Genomic DNA, 18,131 nt, shown 5'->3' with positions numbered 1-18,131 from the left:
GGGTTACACCTGTGTTGTCAGTTGCCTGTTGCGGCTTTGATTTTTGGTTCATCATTGGTCGCGTTTGCCGCCTCATTGGTTTCGGAGGACGGCGCTTTTGTTTCGTCGCCCTGCTCTTTTGCGGCCGCAGCCGGTTCTTTCACTTCGACCTTCGGCGCATGGCCGGAGACGGCAAAGCGCAACCGCATCCACGCCCCGCGCTGCCCGGGCCGGAAGTCAGACGCATCCTTGAGCTCGATGCGGCCGCCATGGTCTTCCAGCACCCGCCCGACGATCGCAAGCCCAAGGCCGGTGCCCTTCTGCCGCGTCGTCACATAGGGCTCTAGCAGGCGCGAGCGAGCCGTCTTCGGCAGGCCGATACCGTTGTCGATCACGTCGATCACGATGTCGTCGTCCTCTTGCGCGGCAACGACATCGATACGACCCTTGCCCAGCTCCTCCGGCGGAACCTGCTCGATCGCTTCGGTCGCGTTCTTGATGATGTTGGTCAAAGCCTGCGAAATCAGCCGGCGGTCGAACTGCGCCCGCATCGGGTCGTGCTTGATTTCGGTCACGATATCGAGGTCGGGATGCCCGACTTTCATCAGGAATACCGCCTGGCGCACCGTATCGGCGACGTCCTCGCCTTCCATCACCGGTTTCGGCATCCGGGCAAAGCGGGAGAACTCGTCGACCATCCGCCTGATGTCGTCGACCTGGCGCACGATGGTGTCGGTGCACTGCTCGAAGATGCCCTTGTCCTCGATGATGACCTTGCCGAACTTGCGGCGGATACGCTCAGCCGAAAGCTGGATCGGCGTCAGCGGATTCTTGATTTCGTGAGCGATGCGGCGCGCCACGTCGCCCCAGGCCGAGGTGCGCTGCGCGGAAACCAGATCCGTAATGTCGTCGAGCGTGATGATGTAGCTGTCGCGCGATTGCCCGGTCTGTTCGGCGCTGACGCGGACCGACAAGTTGCTCTCATGGCCGTCGCGGGTGATGGTGATCTGGCCCTGCACCAGCTTCTGCGTCCCCTCGCGCGCGGCTTTCATCATGTCGTCGAGCTCCGGCAGCACATCCGACAGCGGATGATCGAGCGTTTCTGATTCGACGTGACCGATGAGTTTTTCCGCCGAACGGTTCAGGATGCCGACGCTGCCGGAGGCATCGACGCCGATGATGCCGGCACTGGCCGAGGACAGCACCGCCTCGATGAAGCGGCGACGGCTGTCGATCAGGTCGCTGGCGTTGACCAGCTCGTCGCGCTGGGTGCGCAATTCCTGCGTCATCTTGTTGAAGGTCTCGCCCAATTGGGCCAGATCGCCTTCCGATTTATGAACCGGCACCCGGACGTGCAGATCGCCGGTGGAGACGGTGTTGGCCGCGCTCATCAAATTGCGGATGGGAGCCACCAGCCAGTTTGCAAAGTTGAGCCCGATCAGCACCGACGCCATCAGAATCGTCAGCGCGATCACCGCGAACATCAGCGCGAAGGCGACCTGGATGCCGAGCCGGCGTGCTTCGATCTGGGCATATTCGGCGACGCTGGCCTGGGTCTGCCGCAACTGGCCAACCACCCGCGGATCCAGCAGTCGCGCGACGTAGAGAAAGGTATCGTCGAAGGCGCGCAGGCGGACGACCGCCGCGACGTAGTTCTCCTCCGGAAAAACCGAGATCTCAGGTTTGTCCTCGCCGACATTGTCGAGCAATTCCTTTGGCGGCGTCGCAAAGGCCTGCCTGATGCCGGTTTGCGCCGACACCACCACGTTGCCGTCCTTGTCGAGCAGCATGGTGCCCGGCAAGTTGCGCTTGGAGGCACTTGCCGTCAGCAATTCCAGAAACGTACGCCGGTCCTGGACGAACAACGGCCGCGCGTTGGCGATGTCATCGGCCATACCCAGGATGTCACCGTTGATGAGCTGGGCGTGCTCGTAAGTGTAAGCCCGCGCGATGATCAGCGAATTCTGGATCACCTCCCGCGTCGGGCCCGAAAACAGCCGGTCGAGTCCGCGATCGATGGTGACGTTGGCGACGATCGCCACCAGCACCGCCGGCAGCACGGCGATCACCGAGAACAGACCCACGATCTGGACGTGCAGCCTTGCCGCGGCCTTGCCACGGCGCCGCGCCTGCACGACCAGCCAGACTTCGCGGATGATAATGGCCACCAGCAGCAGGATGGTCGCCGCATTGATCAGCAGGAAGGAATAGACGACGTTGCGCGAGGGTTCGATCGGCGTCAGGCCGCTGAGCACGACAAAGGTCAGGAACGCCGACAGCAGCGCGATCCCGACCGCAAACGGCGCCACCCACTTCCGCAGGATTCCTCCTGTGGATTCGGCAAGCGACGGGTCAAACGTGGGCGCCGAGGTCTCTGCGGTGGTCATTCCGGCAATCGGTGAGCTGAAAGGCTTTGTGTCCGCCTGCCGCGGACTGATGCATTCATATCACAATGTTGCCAAATTGCGACAATTCCGCGGCGCACCCCGCCGCGAAAGCGTTCGATAACAGCATTTCGACGTGATCTACGCGGTTATCCGCCGCTGCGGTAGACCTGAATATCGAGGTCGCGAATCTTCTTCCGCAGCGTGTTGCGGTTGAGGCCAAGCAAGTCGGCGGCGCGGATTTGATTGCCGCGCGTTGCCGCGAGCGCCGCCGTGAGCAGCGGCACCTCGATTTCCTTGAGGATGCGATGATAGAGGCCCGGCGGCGGCACGCCGTTCGGGAACCCGGAGAAGTGCGACGACAGGTAGGCCTCGACCGCGCCGCCGAGATTCTCGACGCCGAGCGGCGCATTGACGCCGGAGGCCACCGCCGGCGGCGCCAACTCGCCGTCGATCACTGAACCCGTGATGACGTCCTGCGGATACAGTGCTGCGAGCCGGCGTGCGAGATTTTCGAGCTCGCGCACGTTGCCGGGCCAGCGGTGCTGCTTGAGCCGGTCCAGCGCCAGCACGTCCAGCTTCTTGGGCGGCAGCCCATCTTTTTCGGCGAGCGAGAAGAAATGCCGGATCAGGTCGGGCAGATCCTCGATGCGCTCGCGCAGCGGCGGCAGCCGCAGCGGCACCACGTTCAGGCGGAAGAACAGGTCTTCCCGGAACAGACCCTGCTGAATCAGGATACGCAGATCCTTGTTGCTCGCCGCCACGATCCGCACGTCGGTCTTGATCGGGGTTCGCCCGCCCACGGTGGTGTATTCGCCCTGCTGCAGTACCCGCAGCAATCTGGTTTGCGCTTCCATCGGCATGTCGCCGATTTCGTCGAGGAACAGCGTACCGCCCTCGGCCTGTTCGAACCGGCCGGAGGCCCGCGTATTGGCGCCGGTGAACGCGCCGCGTTCATGGCCGAACAGCTCGGACTCGATCAGATCGCGCGGGATTGCCGCCATATTGACCGCAACGAAGGGGCCATTGCGCCGCTTGCCGTAGTCGTGCAGCGCGCGCGCGACCAGTTCCTTGCCGGTACCGGACTCGCCGGAGATCATCACGGTGAGGTCGGTTTGCATCAGTCGCGCCAGCACGCGATAGATTTCCTGCATCGCCGGCGATCGGCCGACCAGCGGGATCGAATCGAATTCGCCTTCGTCCGCTGAACTCGCCACCCGCTCCTTCGGCTCCGCCAACGCGCGGCCGACGATCGTGATCAGTTCCTTCAGGTCGAACGGCTTCGGCAGATATTCATAGGCGCCGCGCTCCGAGGCCCGGATCGCCGTCATGAAGGTGTTCTGCGCGCTCATGACGATCACGGGAAGGTTCGGCCGCATCTTCTTGATCCGCGGCAGCAGGTCGAACGCGTTCTCGTCGGGCATAACGACGTCGGTGATCACGAGATCGCCCTCGCCCTGACTGACCCAACGCCACAGCGTCGCCGCGTTTCCAGTCAGGCGCACCTCATATCCGGCGCGCGAGAGAGCTTGGTTCAGAACCGTGCGGATGGCGGTGTCGTCATCAGCGACAAGTATACTACCTGCGGGCATTGTTATTCCTCATCTTGCGGCCTGTGCGGCAGGCGACGGCGTACCCGAAACGTCATCGCGATTGCTGTGGTCGAAGTGCTTGGTGGGGTTGAACATCGGCAGCAGGACGCGGAACGTGGTCTTCCGCGGCTGGGATTCGCATTCGATGATGCCGCCGTGATCGCCGACGATTTTTGCAACCAGCGCGAGACCAAGCCCGCTGCCGGTTTGCTTGGTGGTCACGAAGGGATCGAACAGGTTCGGCAGCAGGTCTTCCGGCACGCCGGAGCCGTTGTCCTTGACGCAGAATTCGAGCGGTAGCGATACCCGCGACTTCTTGCCCGGTACCGACAGGCGGACCCCCGGGCGGAACGCGGTGGTGAGCTGGATTTCGGCGTCGCTGCCGAGATCGGCGACCGCCTCGGCGGCGTTCTTCACCAGATTGAGGAAGACCTGAATGAGCTGGTCCTGATTGGCCAGCACCGGCGGCAGCGATGGATCGTATTCCTCGACGAAGCGGACGTTGCGGGCAAAACCCGATTGCGCCAGCCGTTTGACGTGGTCGAGCACGGAATGAATGTTGACGGGACCGCGCGCCACCGGCCGGTCGTCGCCGAACACTTCCATGCGGTCGACCAGCGTGACGATGCGGTCGGCCTCGTCGCAGATCAGCCGCGTCAGCATGCGGTCCTCGGACGAGGCCGCCTGTTCCAGCAATTGCGCCGCGCCGCGAATGCCGGACAGCGGATTCTTGATTTCATGCGCCAGCATCGCCGCCAGCGCGATCACCGAACGCGCCGCACTTCGGTGCGTCAATTGCCGGTCCATCTTGTCGGCGATGGTGCGCTCCTGGAGCATCACGACGATGTGGCCCGGCCGCTCCGTCAGCGGGGCTACGTGAAGATCGACCTGGCGGTCGCCGCCGATCCTGGGCGTGCCGAGATCGACTTTGTACTCGTTGACCGGCGAGCCGCTCGATCGCACCTGATCGATCAGCGCCAGCAGCGGACTGCCGAACGGCACCAGCTCTTTCAGCGACTGCCGTTGCAGGAACTGGGTCGAAATCTCGAAGAAGGATTCGGCGGCGATGTTGGCATCGACGATGCGGCCATCCGGCGCGATCAGCAGCACCGGATTCGGCAGCGCATTGAGAATCGCCTCGGCCTCGGAGGGCGCGCGCCGGCGTTGTTCTGCGGCTGAATTCATGCAGCAGCACTCCATGCAAAATCGTCGTAGGCGTCCTGCAGCGATCGATGTACCCGGCGAGGATCCTCCGCCGTCAGAATCTCTTGCCGCCAGCTCTTGAGTGTCGCCGCCGGCGCGCGGCTGCATGCGGCAGCGAACTCAAGCGCCCAGCCGAGGTGCTTGCGCGCGTGCTTGAGGCCGATGCGCAAACCGTAAAGGCGGCAGACTTCGTCATAGAGGGCGCGGATGTGTGCGAGCTGTTCGGACAGCGAGGGGGCGGCTTCGGACTTGCCGGTTTCGAGCTGGCGTCCGATCTGGCCCGGCAGCCAGGGCTGTCCCTGCGCGCCGCGGCCGATCATGACGGCATCGGCACCCGACATGTCGAGCGCGCTGACCGCCTTCTCGAACGAAGTGATGTCGCCATTGACGACGAGCGGAACCGAGATCGCATCCCGGACCGCGCGCACCGCGCTCCAATCCGCCTCGCCCTTGTAGAACTGGCAGCGGGTGCGCCCGTGCACCGTGATCATCTGCACACCTGCGGCTTCCGCACGGCGCGCGAGTTCGGGGGCATTGAGCGAGTGGTGATCCCAGCCGAGCCGCATCTTCAGCGTCACCGGAACCGTGACGGCGGCGATCGTCGCCTCGATCAGTTTCAGCGCATGATCGAGATCGCGCATCAGCGCAGAGCCGGACTGGCCGCCGGTGACGTGACGCGCTGGGCAACCCATATTGATGTCGATGATGTCGGCGCCGGCGGCCTCCGCGACCTTTGCCCCCTCCGCCATCCAATGGGTTTGGCAACCAGCAAGCTGAACGACGTGCGGGCCGATTCCGGACGCCTCGCAGCGCAACACCGACATCGGGCGGCCATGCACGAGGTCGTCGCTTGCCGTCATCTCTGAGACGACGAGTCCCGCCCCAAGGGCGGCGGCAAGGCGTCGAAACGGGGCATCTGTGACGCCGGACATTGGTGCGAGGAGAACCCGGTTTTCGACCGAAATATCACCTATCTTCAACATCTTAGGGCGTGGCGAGTCCAGGCCGGTCACGGTGTTCTCATTGGTGTGGCAATAGCGGCATTGCTACTGTCGACGCATATTGTGAGCACAAATCTTGGGCAGTCAAGCTTCATGCCTACACTTTAGACAGTTCTATCATTTGTGCAAGTGCACTGCAACAAGAACTGCATTTCCCACAGCCGTCGGGAAAGGCTCTGCTTTTACGCATTCGGCATGGTAAGGGCTGTGCGCCGCAAGGTACCGATCCCCTTCAATCGCCCGATCCATCCATAATAGAATCAAATGCCGAAATCTGAGCGTACAGCAGCCATCCTCGTCGCAGCCGGGCGCGGGCTTCGCGCCGGCGCCGGAGGGCCGAAGCAATATCGGACGATCGGCGGCCAGACCGTGATCTTCCGGGCGATGGAAGCGTTCTGCCGCCACAGCGATGTGTTTGCCGTGCAGCCGGTTGTGAATCCCGACGACGTCGCGATCTTCAACGCAGCCGTCGTTGGTTTGCGCCATCAGCCGCCAACCAATGGCGGCGCGACGCGCCAGGCCTCGGTGCACGCCGGACTCGAGGCGCTGGCCAGCGAGAGACCCGACATCGTTCTGATCCACGACGCCGCGCGCCCGTTCGTGACACCGGCGGTGATTTCGCGCGCGATCGAAGCCGCCGGCCGCACCGGCGCTGCGGTGCCTGCGATTGCCGTCACCGATACGATCAAACAGGTCGGCGAAGCCGGCGATGTCGAAGCCACGCCGGACCGCGCGCGCTTGCGCATCGCGCAAACGCCACAGGCCTTTCGTTTCGACGTGATCCTCGAAGCGCATCGCCGCGCGGCGCGCGAGGGTCGCAGCGATTTCACCGATGATGCCGCGCTCGCCGAATGGGCGGGATTGACGGTGGCGACCTTTGAAGGCGATCCTGCGAACATGAAGCTCACGACCCCCCAAGATTTCGTCCGCGAGGAAGCCCGCCTCGGCGCCATGCTCGGCGACATCAGGACCGGCACCGGATATGACGTGCACGCCTTCGGCGACGGCGACCATCTGATGATCTGCGGCGTCCGGGTGCCGCACACACGCGGCTTTCTCGCCCATTCCGACGGCGACGTCGGCCTGCACGCCATGGTCGATGCAATTCTTGGCGCGCTGGCAGACGGTGATATTGGTTCGCACTTTCCGCCCAGCGATCCCAAATGGAAGGGCGCGGCCTCCGACCGGTTCCTGAAATATGCGGTCGATCGCGTCGCCGCGCATGGCGGCCGTATTGCCAATCTCGAGGTCACGCTGATCTGCGAGCGTCCCAAGATCGGACCGCTGCGCGATACCATGCGCGCACGTATCGCCGAGATCACCGGGCTCGACATCTCGCGCGTCGCCGTCAAGGCGACGACCAGCGAACGGCTGGGCTTTACCGGCCGCGAGGAAGGCATCGCCGCGACCGCGTGCGCCACCATCCGGCTGCCCTGGGACGATCAGGGTCGGAGCGAGTAACATGAGCGGCAGCGACGCCCGCGCCCTCTCCCGCTCGCTGCTCGATCTGTGCCGGATGCGCAAGCTGACGATCGCGACCGCGGAATCCTGCACCGGTGGCCTGGTCGCCGGCGCGCTCACGGATATCCCCGGCTCCTCAGATGTCATCGACCGCGGCTTTGTCACGTACTCCAACGATGCCAAGCGCACGATGCTCGGCGTCAAGGTGACGACGCTGGCGACCTTTGGCGCGGTCAGCAAGGAAACCGCAACGGCCATGGCGGTCGGTGCGCTGGAGAAGGCCGGCGTCGATCTGGCCGTCTCCATTACCGGCATTGCCGGTCCGGGCGGCGCCACGCCGGGCAAGCCGGTCGGGCTGGTGCATTTCGCGGTCGCCTCGCGCGACGGGCGGATCCTGCACCGCGAACATCGCTTCGGCGCCATCGGCCGCACCACCGTGCGCCAGCGCTCGGTGGTCGAGGCGCTGCGCATGCTGATGGAACTGGCGCGCGGCCCGCAGGCCGCCGTCAAGCCGCGCCGCGAAGCCGCAAGCCGGCTGCGACCGCGCGTCGCGCGATCGACCCGGGGCAGCGCCGTCAAGCGGCGGCGGCCACCGCGGGCCTAAGGATCATCCGCCCCATCATTTTGCCGCGGCCAGCGCCTTGGCACGGGTTTCACTGAGCGAGGCCGCCGGCGTCAGCGCCTCCGGACTGATCGTCAGTTCAATAATCGATGGCAGGCGTGAGGCCACGGCTTCATCGAAGGTTTTTGCAAAATCCTCGGTGCGATCGATCCGGGCGCCGAAGCCGCCGCAGGCGCGCGCGAGCGCGGCGAAGTCAGGGTTGGCCAGATTGGTGCCAGACACCCGGCCCGGATAATGCCGCTCCTGATGCATACGGATGGTGCCGTACATGCCGTTGTTGCAGACGACCACGATGATCGGCAGCCGGTTTTCAACCGCGGTCATGAACTCGTTCCCGGTCATCTGGAAGCAACCGTCGCCGGCGAACGCGATCACTGGCCGATTCGGATGCAGATGCTTGGCCGCTACCGCCGCCGGCAATCCGTATCCCATCGATCCTGACGTCGGCGCCAGCTCGGTCCGGAATTGCCGATAACGCCAGAAGCGATGCACCCAGACGGCATAGTTGCCGGCGCCGTTGCAGATGATCGAATCCTCCGGCAGGCGCTCGCTGAGATCGCGCACGATCCGCGAGAGCTGAACATCGCCGGGCGATTGGGTCGGCTCGGCAAAGGCGAGATAGTCCGCGTGCGCCGCCTTGAGCTCGTCGGCGCGCGAACGATGTTTCGGTTGCAGCTTGCTGATCGCGGCCGTGAACGCCGCGCTCCCCGACACGATGCCCAGCGTCGGCGCATAGACGCGGCCGATCTCCTCGGGATCCGGATAGATGTGAACCAGCGGCTGCTTCGGCTGCGGGATGTCGAACAGGCTGTAGCCCGACGTCGTGATTTCCCCGAGCCGGGCACCGAGCGCGATGATCAGATCGCTGTCACGAATCCGCTCGGCGAATTTCGGCGAGATGCCGATGCCGACATGGCCGGCATAAGCGGGATGCAAATTGTCGAAATAATCCTGGCACCGGAACGAGGCGCTGACCGGCACTTCATGCGCGCTCGCGAAAGCTTCGAGGTCGCGGCGCGCTTTATCGCTCCAGCCACCGCCGCCGACGATCAGCAACGGTTTTCGTGCCGCGGCCAGCAGCGCCTCAAACTGCCGCAGGCTCTCCTCGCCGGGCGCAACAGTTTGCGGCTTGTAGGGCTGCGCATCCGGAACGTCCGCCTCGTCGGTCAGCATATCCTCGGGCAGCGCCAGCACCACCGGACCGGGCCGGCCGGAGGTCGCTGTATAAAACGCCCGCGAGATGAATTCCGGAATTCGCCGCGCGTCGTCGATCTGGGCGACCCATTTGGTCATCGGCCCAAACATCTGCCGGTAGTCGATTTCCTGGAATGCCTCGCGTTCCATCATGTCGCGCCCGACCTGGCCGAGCAGCAGGATCATCGGCGTCGAATCCTGAAACGCGACATGAACGCCGGCGGAAGCATTGGTTGCGCCGGGGCCGCGCGTCGCAAAGGCAATGCCGGGCTTTCCGGTGAGCTTGCCATAGGCGTCCGCCATCATGGCCGCGCCGCCCTCATGCCGCGAATTGACGAAGCGGACCCGCTGGTTCTGATACATACCGTCGAGTGCGGCCAGAAAACTTTCACCGGGCACCCCGAACACGGTGTCGGCGCCGTGCAGGGCCAGTTGATCGATCAGGATATGCCCGCCGGATCGCATTGGTGCCTTGATGTCCATCACATGGTCCTTCCGTTCCGCAAATCGTGTCGCATTTCAGTTGCTTTCATTTCGATCGTGCGGCCGCACGCGGGCCTCGACGCCGGTGACAGCCTCGTAAGCCTTGATCACGGCGGTGCAGGATTCGCCGTCATGACCGAGCAAGGCGGCCTGCCGGTAGGTCTGATGCACGGCTTCCGCCATGAAGCCCGGCAATCCGGCGTCTTCCAGCCAGCGCGCGTAATAGCGCACGTCCTTGCGCGCGTTCGCCAGCGACATCAGCGGGGTGAAGTCGCCGTCGAGCGTGGCCTGGCCATAGAGGTCGAGCATGCCGCTCTTGCCGCCCGCGGCCGAGATGATGGTGATCAGTTGCTTGAGATCGAGGCCGTCTTTTGCCGCCAGGGCAAACCCTTCGCACCATGCCGCGACATTGGCGAAGGCGATGTAGTTGTGGATCAACTTGAGGCGGATGGCGTGGCCGAGCGGCCCGATATGGAAGATGTTCTCCGCATAGCGTTGGAAGTAAGGCCGCAACTCCTCCAGCAAGCCCGCATCTCCGCCGTAGAGCACATTGACCTGGCCGGCGTCGGCGTGTTTCGGCGTGCGTGTCATCGGCGCTTCGGCATAGCGCCCGCCGGCTGCGCAAACCAGCCGATCGAGCTTGTCGACCATTTGCGGGCTGCCGGTGGTGTGGTCGACGACGATGAAGTTCGGAACTGGCCTTGCGAGCAATCCGTCGGGCCCCGACAGCAGGGCCTCGACGTCCTCGGCCGCATTGACGCAAATCATGATAATGCGGCAATCGCGGATGTCGCGCAGACCGCTCGCTTCCGTTGCTCCCTGGGATTTGGCGATCGCGACCGCCTCAGGGTTGATGTCGAAAGCCGTGACGGCTACGCCCTTGGCGAGGAGGTTCTTGACCAGCCCGCGCCCCATTCCGCCCAGGCCGATGAATCCCACGCGTTCCAATGCCGTCATGTCACGCCCGCCTTCCATAAACGACATCCGCCCGCCTCTCGAACGCCGCGGCAAAGCGCTGGAACGCGGCGTCGAACATCGTGCCCATCAGCATCGCGAGCATCCGGCTCTTGAATTCGTAGGACAGGAAAAACCCGACATCGCAGTCGGTTTCGGATCTGGGCTCGAAGCTCCAGCGGTTTTCCAGATTGCTGAACGGGCCCTTCAGATATTCCACCATGATCTTCAGATTGGGACGATCGAGCGTCACCCGGCTGGTGAAGGATTCCCGCACCAGCTTGAACGACACCGTCATGTCGGCGACCACGACCTCGGTGCCGTCTGGTTTTGGCGTGCGCTGGCGAATTTTCAGCGAATGGCACAACGGCACGAATTCCGGATAGCGCTCGATGTCGGCGACCAGATCGAACATCTGCTGGGCGGAGTGATGGGCCCGCCGCTTGCTGGAAAACCTCGGCATCGGCAGATCTCAGCGCGATCGCGCCGCGCGCGCCGCCTGCAGCTTGGCGAAATCATCGCCGGCGTGATGCGAGGAGCGGGTCAGCGGGCTTGCCGACACCATCAGGAAGCCCTTGGTGTAGGCCACCTTCTCGTAGCCTGCGAACTCGTCCGGCGTGACGTAGCGCATCACGGCGTGATGCTTGCGGGTCGGCTGCAGATATTGCCCGATGGTGAGGAAATCGACGTCGGCCGAGCGCAGATCGTCCATCACCTGCAGCACCTCATGGCGCTCCTCGCCGAGGCCCACCATGATGCCGGATTTGGTGAAGATGGTCGGATCGATTTCCTTGACCCGCTGCAACAGCCGGATCGAATGGAAATAGCGCGCGCCCGGACGCACCGTAAGATAACGCGACGGCACGGTTTCCAGATTGTGGTTGAACACGTCGGGCTTTGCGGCCGCGACGATCTCCAGCGCGCCTTCCTTGCGCAGGAAATCCGGCGTCAGGATTTCGATCGTCGTGGTCGGGCAGCGGGCGCGGATCGCACGAATAGTCTGCGCAAAATGCTCGGCGCCGCCATCGGCGAGATCGTCGCGATCCACCGAGGTCACGACGATGTGGGCGAGCCCGAGCTTTGAGGTCGCTACCGCGACATGCTCCGGTTCTGACGCATCGAGCGCGCCGGGCATCCCCGTCTTGACGTTGCAGAACGCGCAGGCGCGGGTGCAGGTGTCCCCCATGATCATGAAGGTGGCGTGTTTCTTGTCCCAGCACTCGCCGATATTCGGGCAGCCGGCCTCCTCGCACACCGTGACGAGGCCGTTCTCCTTGACGATTTTGCGGGTATCGGCGTAGCCGCGGGTATTCGGCGCGCGGACCCGGATCCAGTCCGGCTTTGGCGGCGACAGCGCATCCGGCCGGTTCACCTTTTCAGGATGACGCGGGCGCACCGGGTTGGATGAAACGGTATCGACGAGAACGACCATGTTAAGCCCGAATATGCCCGAGTATTCCTGGAAACCTTAGCTAATCCGTGTCGCGGTGCGCCGCAACCTCGTTGCAGCGCCAAGCCCGCAACTGTTGCGGAAACCTAGCAGAAACATGCAACATATTGGGAGCTTTCCACCTGTTCCGCTGATTCCCACTTCAAAATGGTTCAAATCTCCAAAACGGCCGACGCAAAGGTCCCCCGCCTCGGCAAGCCGCTGAAACGCGCGTTTTTTGCCCGCAGCGTGCATGAGGTTGCGCCCGACCTGATCGGCGCCACGCTGCTGGTTGACGGCGTCGGCGGCATCATTGTCGAGGTCGAGGCCTATCACCACACCGATCCGGCCGCGCATTCGTTCCGGGGGCCGACGCCGCGCAACCTCGTGATGTTCGGCCCGCCCGGCTTCGCTTACGTCTATCGCTCCTACGGCATCCACTGGTGTGCCAATTTCGTTTGCGAGAAGGAAGGTTCGGCCAGCGCGGTGCTGATCCGCGCGCTGCAACCGACCCATGGCATTCCGGCGATGCGCCGCCGCCGCGGCTTGCATGACGAGCGCGCGCTGTGCTCGGGGCCCGGCAAATTGTGCGAAGCGCTTGGCATCACGATCAAGCACAGCGGACATCCGCTGGATGTGCCGCCGATCAGCTTGCATGCGCGGGCTGGTGACGCGGAGATCGTCTCCGGCATTCGCATCGGCATCACCAAGGCGGTGGATTTGCCGTGGCGGTACGGGCTGAAGGGATCGCGGTTTTTGAGCAAGGGGTTTTGATGGTCGAGCTATCTCAGCCGTCATTGCGAGCGAAGCGAAGCAATCCATTCTTTCTTTACGCGGCGACATGGATTGCTTCGCTTCGCTCGCAATGACGAGGAAATAGCTTCGCGTTCTCGCGACGCAATGCGCCCGAGGCTTGCTGGAAACTTCCCGCCCTCTCCAATCAGAGGGCGCAGGGAAGACCGGGTGCGCGCTGCACCCGCGGTCTCGTGTGCGGTTTGCACAAAATAAAGTGCACACGAGCATACAGGGCAGCGGTGAACACCCGGCCTTCCCTGCGCAATGGCTTTACGGCTTATAACGGGCTCTCCCCGGAGAACGGCTCTTTTGCCTCCGTTGCGCCCTGGAAGCTATTGCCTCCAGGTGCATTGACGCCAGCACCGCGACGTCAGGACCACACGTCTTTGCCGTACGCCTTTGTTACGATCGTCCATCGCAACATCAGCGTCCACCGCAACCCATCCAACGTCCGTGACGACGGCCGACGCCCTTCTGAGTAGGACGGGATGGCCAAAGATATACCCCTGATTTTACTTTCTGTAAAAGCGAAATATTTTTTATTTTGGGGCTTGACAAGATTTCCGAATAGCAGAAGTAACTTAGCCGGCCTGCGCCGGGCGCGGCCGTCCGGTCAACCCGTCGCGGCTACCTCGGTTTTCACAGCGCGTGATGGCAGACTGCCTCGATGCGGTTGCCGTCGGGGTCGCGCAGGAACGCGGCGTAGTACGACGCGTGATAGTCGCGCAAGCCCGGCGGGCCGTCGTCGGTGCCGCCCGCCGCGATGCCGGCGTCCCAGAACGCGTCGACCTGGGTTTGCCAGCGGGCCTTGAAGCACCAATGGCGGCCGAAGGCGTCCTCTGGTTTCGGGCCTTTGCGGATGGTGAGATAGACCCGGTCCGGATAGGCCGGGCGCGCCCGCTCGCCATAACCGAGCCAGTCGTCGCGGCGGCCGACCTTGACGACGCCGAGCGCTTTCATGATGGCGTCGTAGAACCGCTCGGCGGCGGCGATGTCGGAGACCGTGATGGAGACGTGGTCCAGCATACAAGCTAGCTCCGCACTTATCGTAATCCGTCACCCTGAGGTGCGCGCTCTTGCGCGCCTCGAAGGGCGACGGCCCGATCTGTGGCCGCACATCCTTCGAGGCTCGCTGCGCTCGCACCTCCAGCGACAACGGCGCGGCCGTTGCGCGGGGATGACGGAACTAACGTCAGGTATCCCCTTCGTCTACGACGCGTTCTTCAGCCGCTCCAGTGCTTCGAGAACCTTCTCTTTTCGCGCCACGGCCGCTTCGCGCTTCTCTTTCTCTTCCTCGACGATCTCTTCGGGCGCATTGGCGACGAATTTCTCGTTGCCGAGCTTGGCATCGACCCGCTTGATATCGGCGTCGGCCTTGGCGATTTCCTTGTCGAGCCGGGCTTTTTCGGCCGCCAGATCGATCACGCCCTTGAGCGGTAGCGCCACGACTTCGCCGCGCACCAATAATTGCACTGCGCCTTCCGGCGGCCGGTCAGCAAAGGAAATCTCGGCGAGCCGCGCCATGCGCTTGACGGTATCGCTCCAGCGTCGCGCGCGGTCCCTGGTTTCAGCGGACGCGCCCGACAGCACCAGCGGCGTCAGCGTCGCTGGCGCAATGTTCATTTCCGCGCGCACCGATCGGATCGCGGTGACGAGATCGACCACCCAACCGATTTCAGCCTCGGCCGCGGGATCGCTGAACTCACCGGCGTCGAGCAAAGCAAGGACCGACGGGATCAACGGATCGTTCGGGCCCGCCATTGCCGCCGACGCCAAGTGCTCAGCCGTCATCGCGCCCGCCTTGCGCGGCCATTCGGCCAGTACCAGCAGACCGTCGCGCTTGGCCGTGACGGCCCACAGTTCCTCGGTGATGAAGGGCATGAACGGATGCAAGAGTTTCAGAATCTCGTCCCGCGCCCAGGCCACCATGGCGCGCGTCTCGGTCTTTGCCGCGCCCTCCTCGCCCAGCAACATCGGTTTTGCGAGTTCGATGTACCAGTCGCAATAAACGTTCCAGACGAAGCGATAGATAGCGTTCGCGGCGTCGTTGAAGCGATAGGCCTCGATCGCCTCGGTGACTTCGCGCGTAGCGCGCGAGGTCTCGTGCGCGATCCAGCGGTTCAGTGTCTCGTTCGCACCCGTCGGATCGAAACCCGCCGGCATCACACAGCCATTCATTTCGGCAAAGCGGCAGGAATTCCACAGCTTGGTCGCGAAATTACGATTGGTTTCAACGAGTTGCGACGACAACTTGATGTCGTGGCTGTGCGCGGCCCCGCGCGCCAATGCAAAGCGCAGCGCGTCGGCGCCGAAATCGTCGATGACGCCGAGGGGATCGATGACGTTGCCTTTCGACTTCGACATCTTCGCGCCCTTCTCGTCGCGAACCAGGCGGTGGATGTAGACGGTCGAGAACGGCACTTCCTGCTTGAAGTGAAGGCCCATCATCATCATCCGGGCGACCCAGAAGAAGATGATGTCCCAACCCGTCACCAGCACATTGGTCGGGTAGTAGCGCGCGAGCTCCGGCGTCTCATCCGGCCAGCCAAGCGTCGAGAACGGCCACAGGCCTGAGGAGAACCAGGTGTCGAGCACGTCCTCGTCTCTGACGATAAAACCCTCGCGCTTGGCGGGATCCTCCGCCATCGCCTGTCCCTGCTCCGGCGTGATGACTTCCTGCTCGACGTAATAGCCGAGCGCATTGCCGACGGCTTCCTCTTCGGTCTCGGCGACGAACACCTTGCCGTCCGGGCCGTACCAGGCCGGGATCTGATGACCCCACCAGAGCTGGCGGGAAATGCACCAGGGCTGGATGTTCTCCATCCATTCGAAATAGGTCTTTTCCCAGTTCTTCGGTACGAAGGTGGTCGCGCCCGAGCGCACCGCCGCCATCGCGGGCTGCGCCATCGTCTTGGCGTCGACGTACCATTGGTCGGTGAGATAGGGCTCGAGCACCACACCGGAACGATCGCCGTGCGGCACCGCGTGGGTGTTCGGCTCGATCTTTTCGAGGAAGCCGAATTCCTCCAGGCGTGTGACGATGCGCTTGCGGGCGGCGAAGCGCTCGACATGGTGGAATTCTTCCGCGAACTGCGACGCGCCTTCCGGCAAGCCGCGCAGATAGTCCTCGTTGCCAACGAGGGCCATGCAGCCCTCCTGGTCCAACACGCTGATCTGCGCCAGGCCATGGCGCTTGCCGACTTCGAAGTCGTTGAAGTCGTGCGCCGGCGTGATCTTGACCGCGCCCGATCCTTTTTCCGGATCGGCGTAATCGTCGCCGACAACAGGGATGCGGCGGCCGACCAGCGGAAGGATGACGTGCTGGCCGATCAGATGTCCGAGCCGTTCGTTGTCCGGATGCACGGCAACAGCCGTGTCGCCCAGCATCGTCTCGGGCCGCGTGGTCGCGACCACGATGAAGGTCGTGGGATCGTCGGGATTGAAGGTCTTGCCTTCGATCGGATAGCGCAGGTACCAAAGACTGCCCTTGACCTCGACCTGCTGCACCTCGAGATCGGAGATCGCGGTGAGCAGCTTGGGGTCCCAATTGACCAGCCGCTTGTCCTTGTAGATCAGGCCGGCGCGATGCAGTTCGACGAACACCTTGGCGACGGCGCGCGACAGGCCTTCGTCCATCGTGAAACGCTCGCGCGACCAGTCGCAGGAGGCGCCGAGCCGCTTCAGCTGGTTGACGATGACGCCGCCGCTTTCGGCCTTCCACTGCCAGACGCGCTCGAGGAATTTGGCTCGGCCGAGCTCGCGCCGGCCCGGCTCCTGGCGCTCCATCAACTGCCGCTCGACCACCATCTGGGTCGCGATGCCGGCGTGATCGGTGCCGGGCTGCCACAGCACGTCACGGCCGCGCATCCGCTCGAAGCGGCAGAGGATGTCCTGCAAGGTGTTGTTGAGCGCGTGGCCCATATGCAGCGATCCCGTGACGTTCGGCGGCGGGATCACGATGGTGAAGGGCTCGGCGTCCTTGCGCTCGGGGCGGCCGGCCTTGAACGCGCCGCTCGCCTCCCAAAGGCTGCTCATGCGGCTTTCGATATCGGCGGGCTGGTAGTTTTTTTCAATCATGACAATGCAATTGGACAGTGCAATTGGGGGTGTTGAGGAGGCTAGAAAGCCGCCGGAGGGCGTCAAGTCAACCTGACGGCCGCCGAAAGCGCGATTAGGCCCGTTTTGGGTGGCTGAATGAGGGCCGGAACGGGCCTGCCAAGGGTCCTGAGGGGCGTCGTACAGGGCTCAGCGCCCGCGCGAAACCCGCTCGATTTCGGCCTTGACGAGCTTTTCGACTAATCCCGGCAGATTGTCGTCGAGCCAGGATTTCAGCATCGGCCTCAACATTTCCTTGACCAGGTCTTCCAGCGTCCGGGCGTTGTTGCTCAGTACGGTATTGGCCAGCGAATTGAAGGCGGATTCGACCGCGGATACGGTCGAGCGCGACAAGATCTGCGGCCCCGGCGCAGCTGCGGCACTTTCAAACGGCGGCGGCTCATAGGCCGGCTGCCGGTGCAGCGCCCTGACGGCGGCGGTCTCGGTAAACTCGATGTCGTCCTGCGGCTCGATCTTGTGGAATGCGGATGCCGCCGGCTGCGGATCCGGCATCGCCATCTCATCGGTCAGTTCGAACACGTCGGCCTCGGGCTGCGCCGGCCGGATGTCGGCCTCGGGCGTCGCCGCATCGAGGCTCGCCAACATCGCGTCGATGTCGTCCTGGTTGTTGCTGGCGGCGGGCTCCGGCGCAGGCGGCGGAGCCGGTTTGGGCGCCGCCGGCTTTGGCGCGATCGCCGACGGCGGAATATCCTTCATCGCCGGCGCCTTGGCGGCCAGCGGCTCGGGCTTTGCGGCTGGCGGCGGGCTTGCGGGCTTCTCGGCAGCCGGCTTCGCTTCAGCTGGTTTGGCGTCACCAGGCTTGGCTTCGTCGTCGGCAATGATGCGACGGATCGACGCCAGAATCTCCTCCATCGAGGGCTCTTGGACCTTTGCAGGTTGCGTCATCGCCGACTCCACATCGAAACCATTTTACACCAA

Annotated in this window: 14 protein-coding genes; 3 read left to right on the top strand and 11 right to left on the bottom strand. The window is 63.8% G+C overall.

Going from position 1 to position 18,131, the window contains the following annotated elements; genetic code table 11:
* Window positions 1-17 precede the first annotated feature (17 nt).
* The 4 genes from ACSQ84_RS07890 to dusB form a co-directional block, all read right to left on the bottom strand.
* Window positions 18-2,366: an ATP-binding protein gene (locus ACSQ84_RS07890; protein WP_436211036.1), complete on the bottom strand. Its 2,349-nt coding sequence runs from the start codon at window positions 2,364-2,366 to the stop codon at window positions 18-20.
* Window positions 2,367-2,512: 146 nt separating this feature from the next.
* The gene (gene ntrC / locus ACSQ84_RS07885) at window positions 2,513-3,955 is read right to left on the bottom strand and encodes a nitrogen regulation protein NR(I) (RefSeq protein WP_436211035.1); all 1,443 of its coding nucleotides are present in this window, start codon (window positions 3,953-3,955) and stop codon (window positions 2,513-2,515) included.
* A 9-nt stretch (window positions 3,956-3,964) separates the two neighbouring features.
* Complete coding sequence (locus tag ACSQ84_RS07880; RefSeq protein ID WP_436211034.1) at window positions 3,965-5,140, bottom strand: two-component system sensor histidine kinase NtrB; 1,176 nt, start codon at window positions 5,138-5,140, stop codon at window positions 3,965-3,967.
* Window positions 5,137-6,138 carry a tRNA dihydrouridine synthase DusB gene (dusB, locus tag ACSQ84_RS07875; protein WP_436211201.1) on the bottom strand — a complete coding sequence of 334 codons (1,002 nt, stop codon included), beginning with the start codon at window positions 6,136-6,138 and terminating at the stop codon, window positions 5,137-5,139. Before dusB ends, ACSQ84_RS07880 begins: the two co-directional genes overlap by 4 nt.
* Before the next feature lie 285 nt (window positions 6,139-6,423).
* On the opposite strand from dusB, the gene ACSQ84_RS07870 reads away from it, so the two are divergent.
* Window positions 6,424-7,620, top strand: a complete 1,197-nt coding sequence (locus tag ACSQ84_RS07870) for a bifunctional 2-C-methyl-D-erythritol 4-phosphate cytidylyltransferase/2-C-methyl-D-erythritol 2,4-cyclodiphosphate synthase (protein ID WP_436211033.1) — start codon at window positions 6,424-6,426, stop codon at window positions 7,618-7,620.
* 1 nt (window position 7,621) lies between these two features.
* Entirely contained in the window at window positions 7,622-8,224 is a 603-nt protein-coding gene (locus ACSQ84_RS07865; RefSeq protein WP_436211032.1) for a CinA family protein, read from the top strand.
* 15 nt (window positions 8,225-8,239) lie between these two features.
* Here ACSQ84_RS07865 and ACSQ84_RS07860 read toward each other — a convergent pair whose 3' ends face one another.
* Genes ACSQ84_RS07860 through lipA form a run of 4 tightly spaced genes read right to left on the bottom strand, consistent with a single transcriptional unit; the run spans window position 8,240 to window position 12,305 of the window.
* Window positions 8,240-9,919 carry a thiamine pyrophosphate-binding protein gene (locus tag ACSQ84_RS07860; RefSeq protein ID WP_436211031.1) on the bottom strand — a complete coding sequence of 560 codons (1,680 nt, stop codon included), beginning with the start codon at window positions 9,917-9,919 and terminating at the stop codon, window positions 8,240-8,242.
* Window positions 9,920-9,955: 36 nt separating this feature from the next.
* Window positions 9,956-10,876: an NAD(P)-dependent oxidoreductase gene (locus ACSQ84_RS07855; RefSeq protein ID WP_436211030.1), complete on the bottom strand. Its 921-nt coding sequence runs from the start codon at window positions 10,874-10,876 to the stop codon at window positions 9,956-9,958.
* 1 nt (window position 10,877) lies between these two features.
* A complete protein-coding gene (locus tag ACSQ84_RS07850; protein ID WP_436211029.1) occupies window positions 10,878-11,336 on the bottom strand; it encodes a type II toxin-antitoxin system RatA family toxin in 459 nt (152 codons plus the stop codon).
* 9 nt (window positions 11,337-11,345) lie between these two features.
* Entirely contained in the window at window positions 11,346-12,305 is a 960-nt protein-coding gene (gene lipA, locus ACSQ84_RS07845) for a lipoyl synthase (RefSeq protein WP_436211028.1), read from the bottom strand.
* A gap of 165 nt (window positions 12,306-12,470) precedes the next feature.
* Between lipA and ACSQ84_RS07840 the strand changes: the two genes are divergently transcribed.
* A complete protein-coding gene (locus ACSQ84_RS07840) occupies window positions 12,471-13,076 on the top strand; it encodes a DNA-3-methyladenine glycosylase (RefSeq protein ID WP_436211027.1) in 606 nt (201 codons plus the stop codon).
* 660 nt (window positions 13,077-13,736) lie between these two features.
* On the opposite strand, the gene ACSQ84_RS07835 is transcribed toward ACSQ84_RS07840, so the two are convergent.
* From ACSQ84_RS07835 to ACSQ84_RS07825, 3 genes are all read right to left on the bottom strand, one after another.
* Window positions 13,737-14,123 (bottom strand): VOC family protein, encoded by a 387-nt coding sequence (locus ACSQ84_RS07835; RefSeq protein ID WP_436211026.1) that lies wholly within the window; start codon window positions 14,121-14,123, stop codon window positions 13,737-13,739.
* 183 nt (window positions 14,124-14,306) lie between these two features.
* Window positions 14,307-17,174, bottom strand: coding sequence for a valine--tRNA ligase (locus tag ACSQ84_RS07830; protein ID WP_436211025.1), 2,868 nt, complete (start codon window positions 17,172-17,174; stop codon window positions 14,307-14,309).
* 168 nt (window positions 17,175-17,342) lie between these two features.
* The gene (locus tag ACSQ84_RS07825; RefSeq protein WP_436211024.1) at window positions 17,343-18,098 is read right to left on the bottom strand and encodes a PopZ family protein; all 756 of its coding nucleotides are present in this window, start codon (window positions 18,096-18,098) and stop codon (window positions 17,343-17,345) included.
* Window positions 18,099-18,131: the final 33 nt, after the last annotated feature.

The organism is Bradyrhizobium sp. LjRoot220 (genome assembly GCF_964252915.1).
GTDB lineage: Bacteria > Pseudomonadota > Alphaproteobacteria > Rhizobiales > Xanthobacteraceae > Bradyrhizobium.
Note: the sequence above shows the minus strand (reverse complement) of the source record. Positions and strands in the feature narration are given on the sequence as shown.

Excerpts from the sequence above, each read along its gene's own strand:
- ACSQ84_RS07835 (WP_436211026.1), bottom strand. The coding sequence starts at position 14,123 with ATGCTGGACCACGTCTCCATCACGGTCTCCGACATCGCCGCCGCCGAG.
- ACSQ84_RS07860 (WP_436211031.1), bottom strand. The coding sequence starts at position 9,919 with ATGGACATCAAGGCACCAATGCGATCCGGCGGGCATATCCTGATCGAT.
- ACSQ84_RS07830 (WP_436211025.1), bottom strand. The coding sequence starts at position 17,174 with ATGATTGAAAAAAACTACCAGCCCGCCGATATCGAAAGCCGCATGAGC.
- ACSQ84_RS07890 (WP_436211036.1), bottom strand. The coding sequence starts at position 2,366 with ATGACCACCGCAGAGACCTCGGCGCCCACGTTTGACCCGTCGCTTGCC.
- ACSQ84_RS07850 (WP_436211029.1), bottom strand. The coding sequence starts at position 11,336 with ATGCCGAGGTTTTCCAGCAAGCGGCGGGCCCATCACTCCGCCCAGCAG.
- ACSQ84_RS07855 (WP_436211030.1), bottom strand. The coding sequence starts at position 10,876 with ATGACGGCATTGGAACGCGTGGGATTCATCGGCCTGGGCGGAATGGGG.
- lipA (WP_436211028.1), bottom strand. The coding sequence starts at position 12,305 with ATGGTCGTTCTCGTCGATACCGTTTCATCCAACCCGGTGCGCCCGCGT.
- ACSQ84_RS07870 (WP_436211033.1), top strand. The coding sequence starts at position 6,424 with ATGCCGAAATCTGAGCGTACAGCAGCCATCCTCGTCGCAGCCGGGCGC.
- ACSQ84_RS07865 (WP_436211032.1), top strand. The coding sequence starts at position 7,622 with ATGAGCGGCAGCGACGCCCGCGCCCTCTCCCGCTCGCTGCTCGATCTG.
- ntrC (WP_436211035.1), bottom strand. The coding sequence starts at position 3,955 with ATGCCCGCAGGTAGTATACTTGTCGCTGATGACGACACCGCCATCCGC.
- ACSQ84_RS07825 (WP_436211024.1), bottom strand. The coding sequence starts at position 18,098 with ATGACGCAACCTGCAAAGGTCCAAGAGCCCTCGATGGAGGAGATTCTG.
- ACSQ84_RS07840 (WP_436211027.1), top strand. The coding sequence starts at position 12,471 with ATGGTTCAAATCTCCAAAACGGCCGACGCAAAGGTCCCCCGCCTCGGC.
- ACSQ84_RS07880 (WP_436211034.1), bottom strand. The coding sequence starts at position 5,140 with ATGAATTCAGCCGCAGAACAACGCCGGCGCGCGCCCTCCGAGGCCGAG.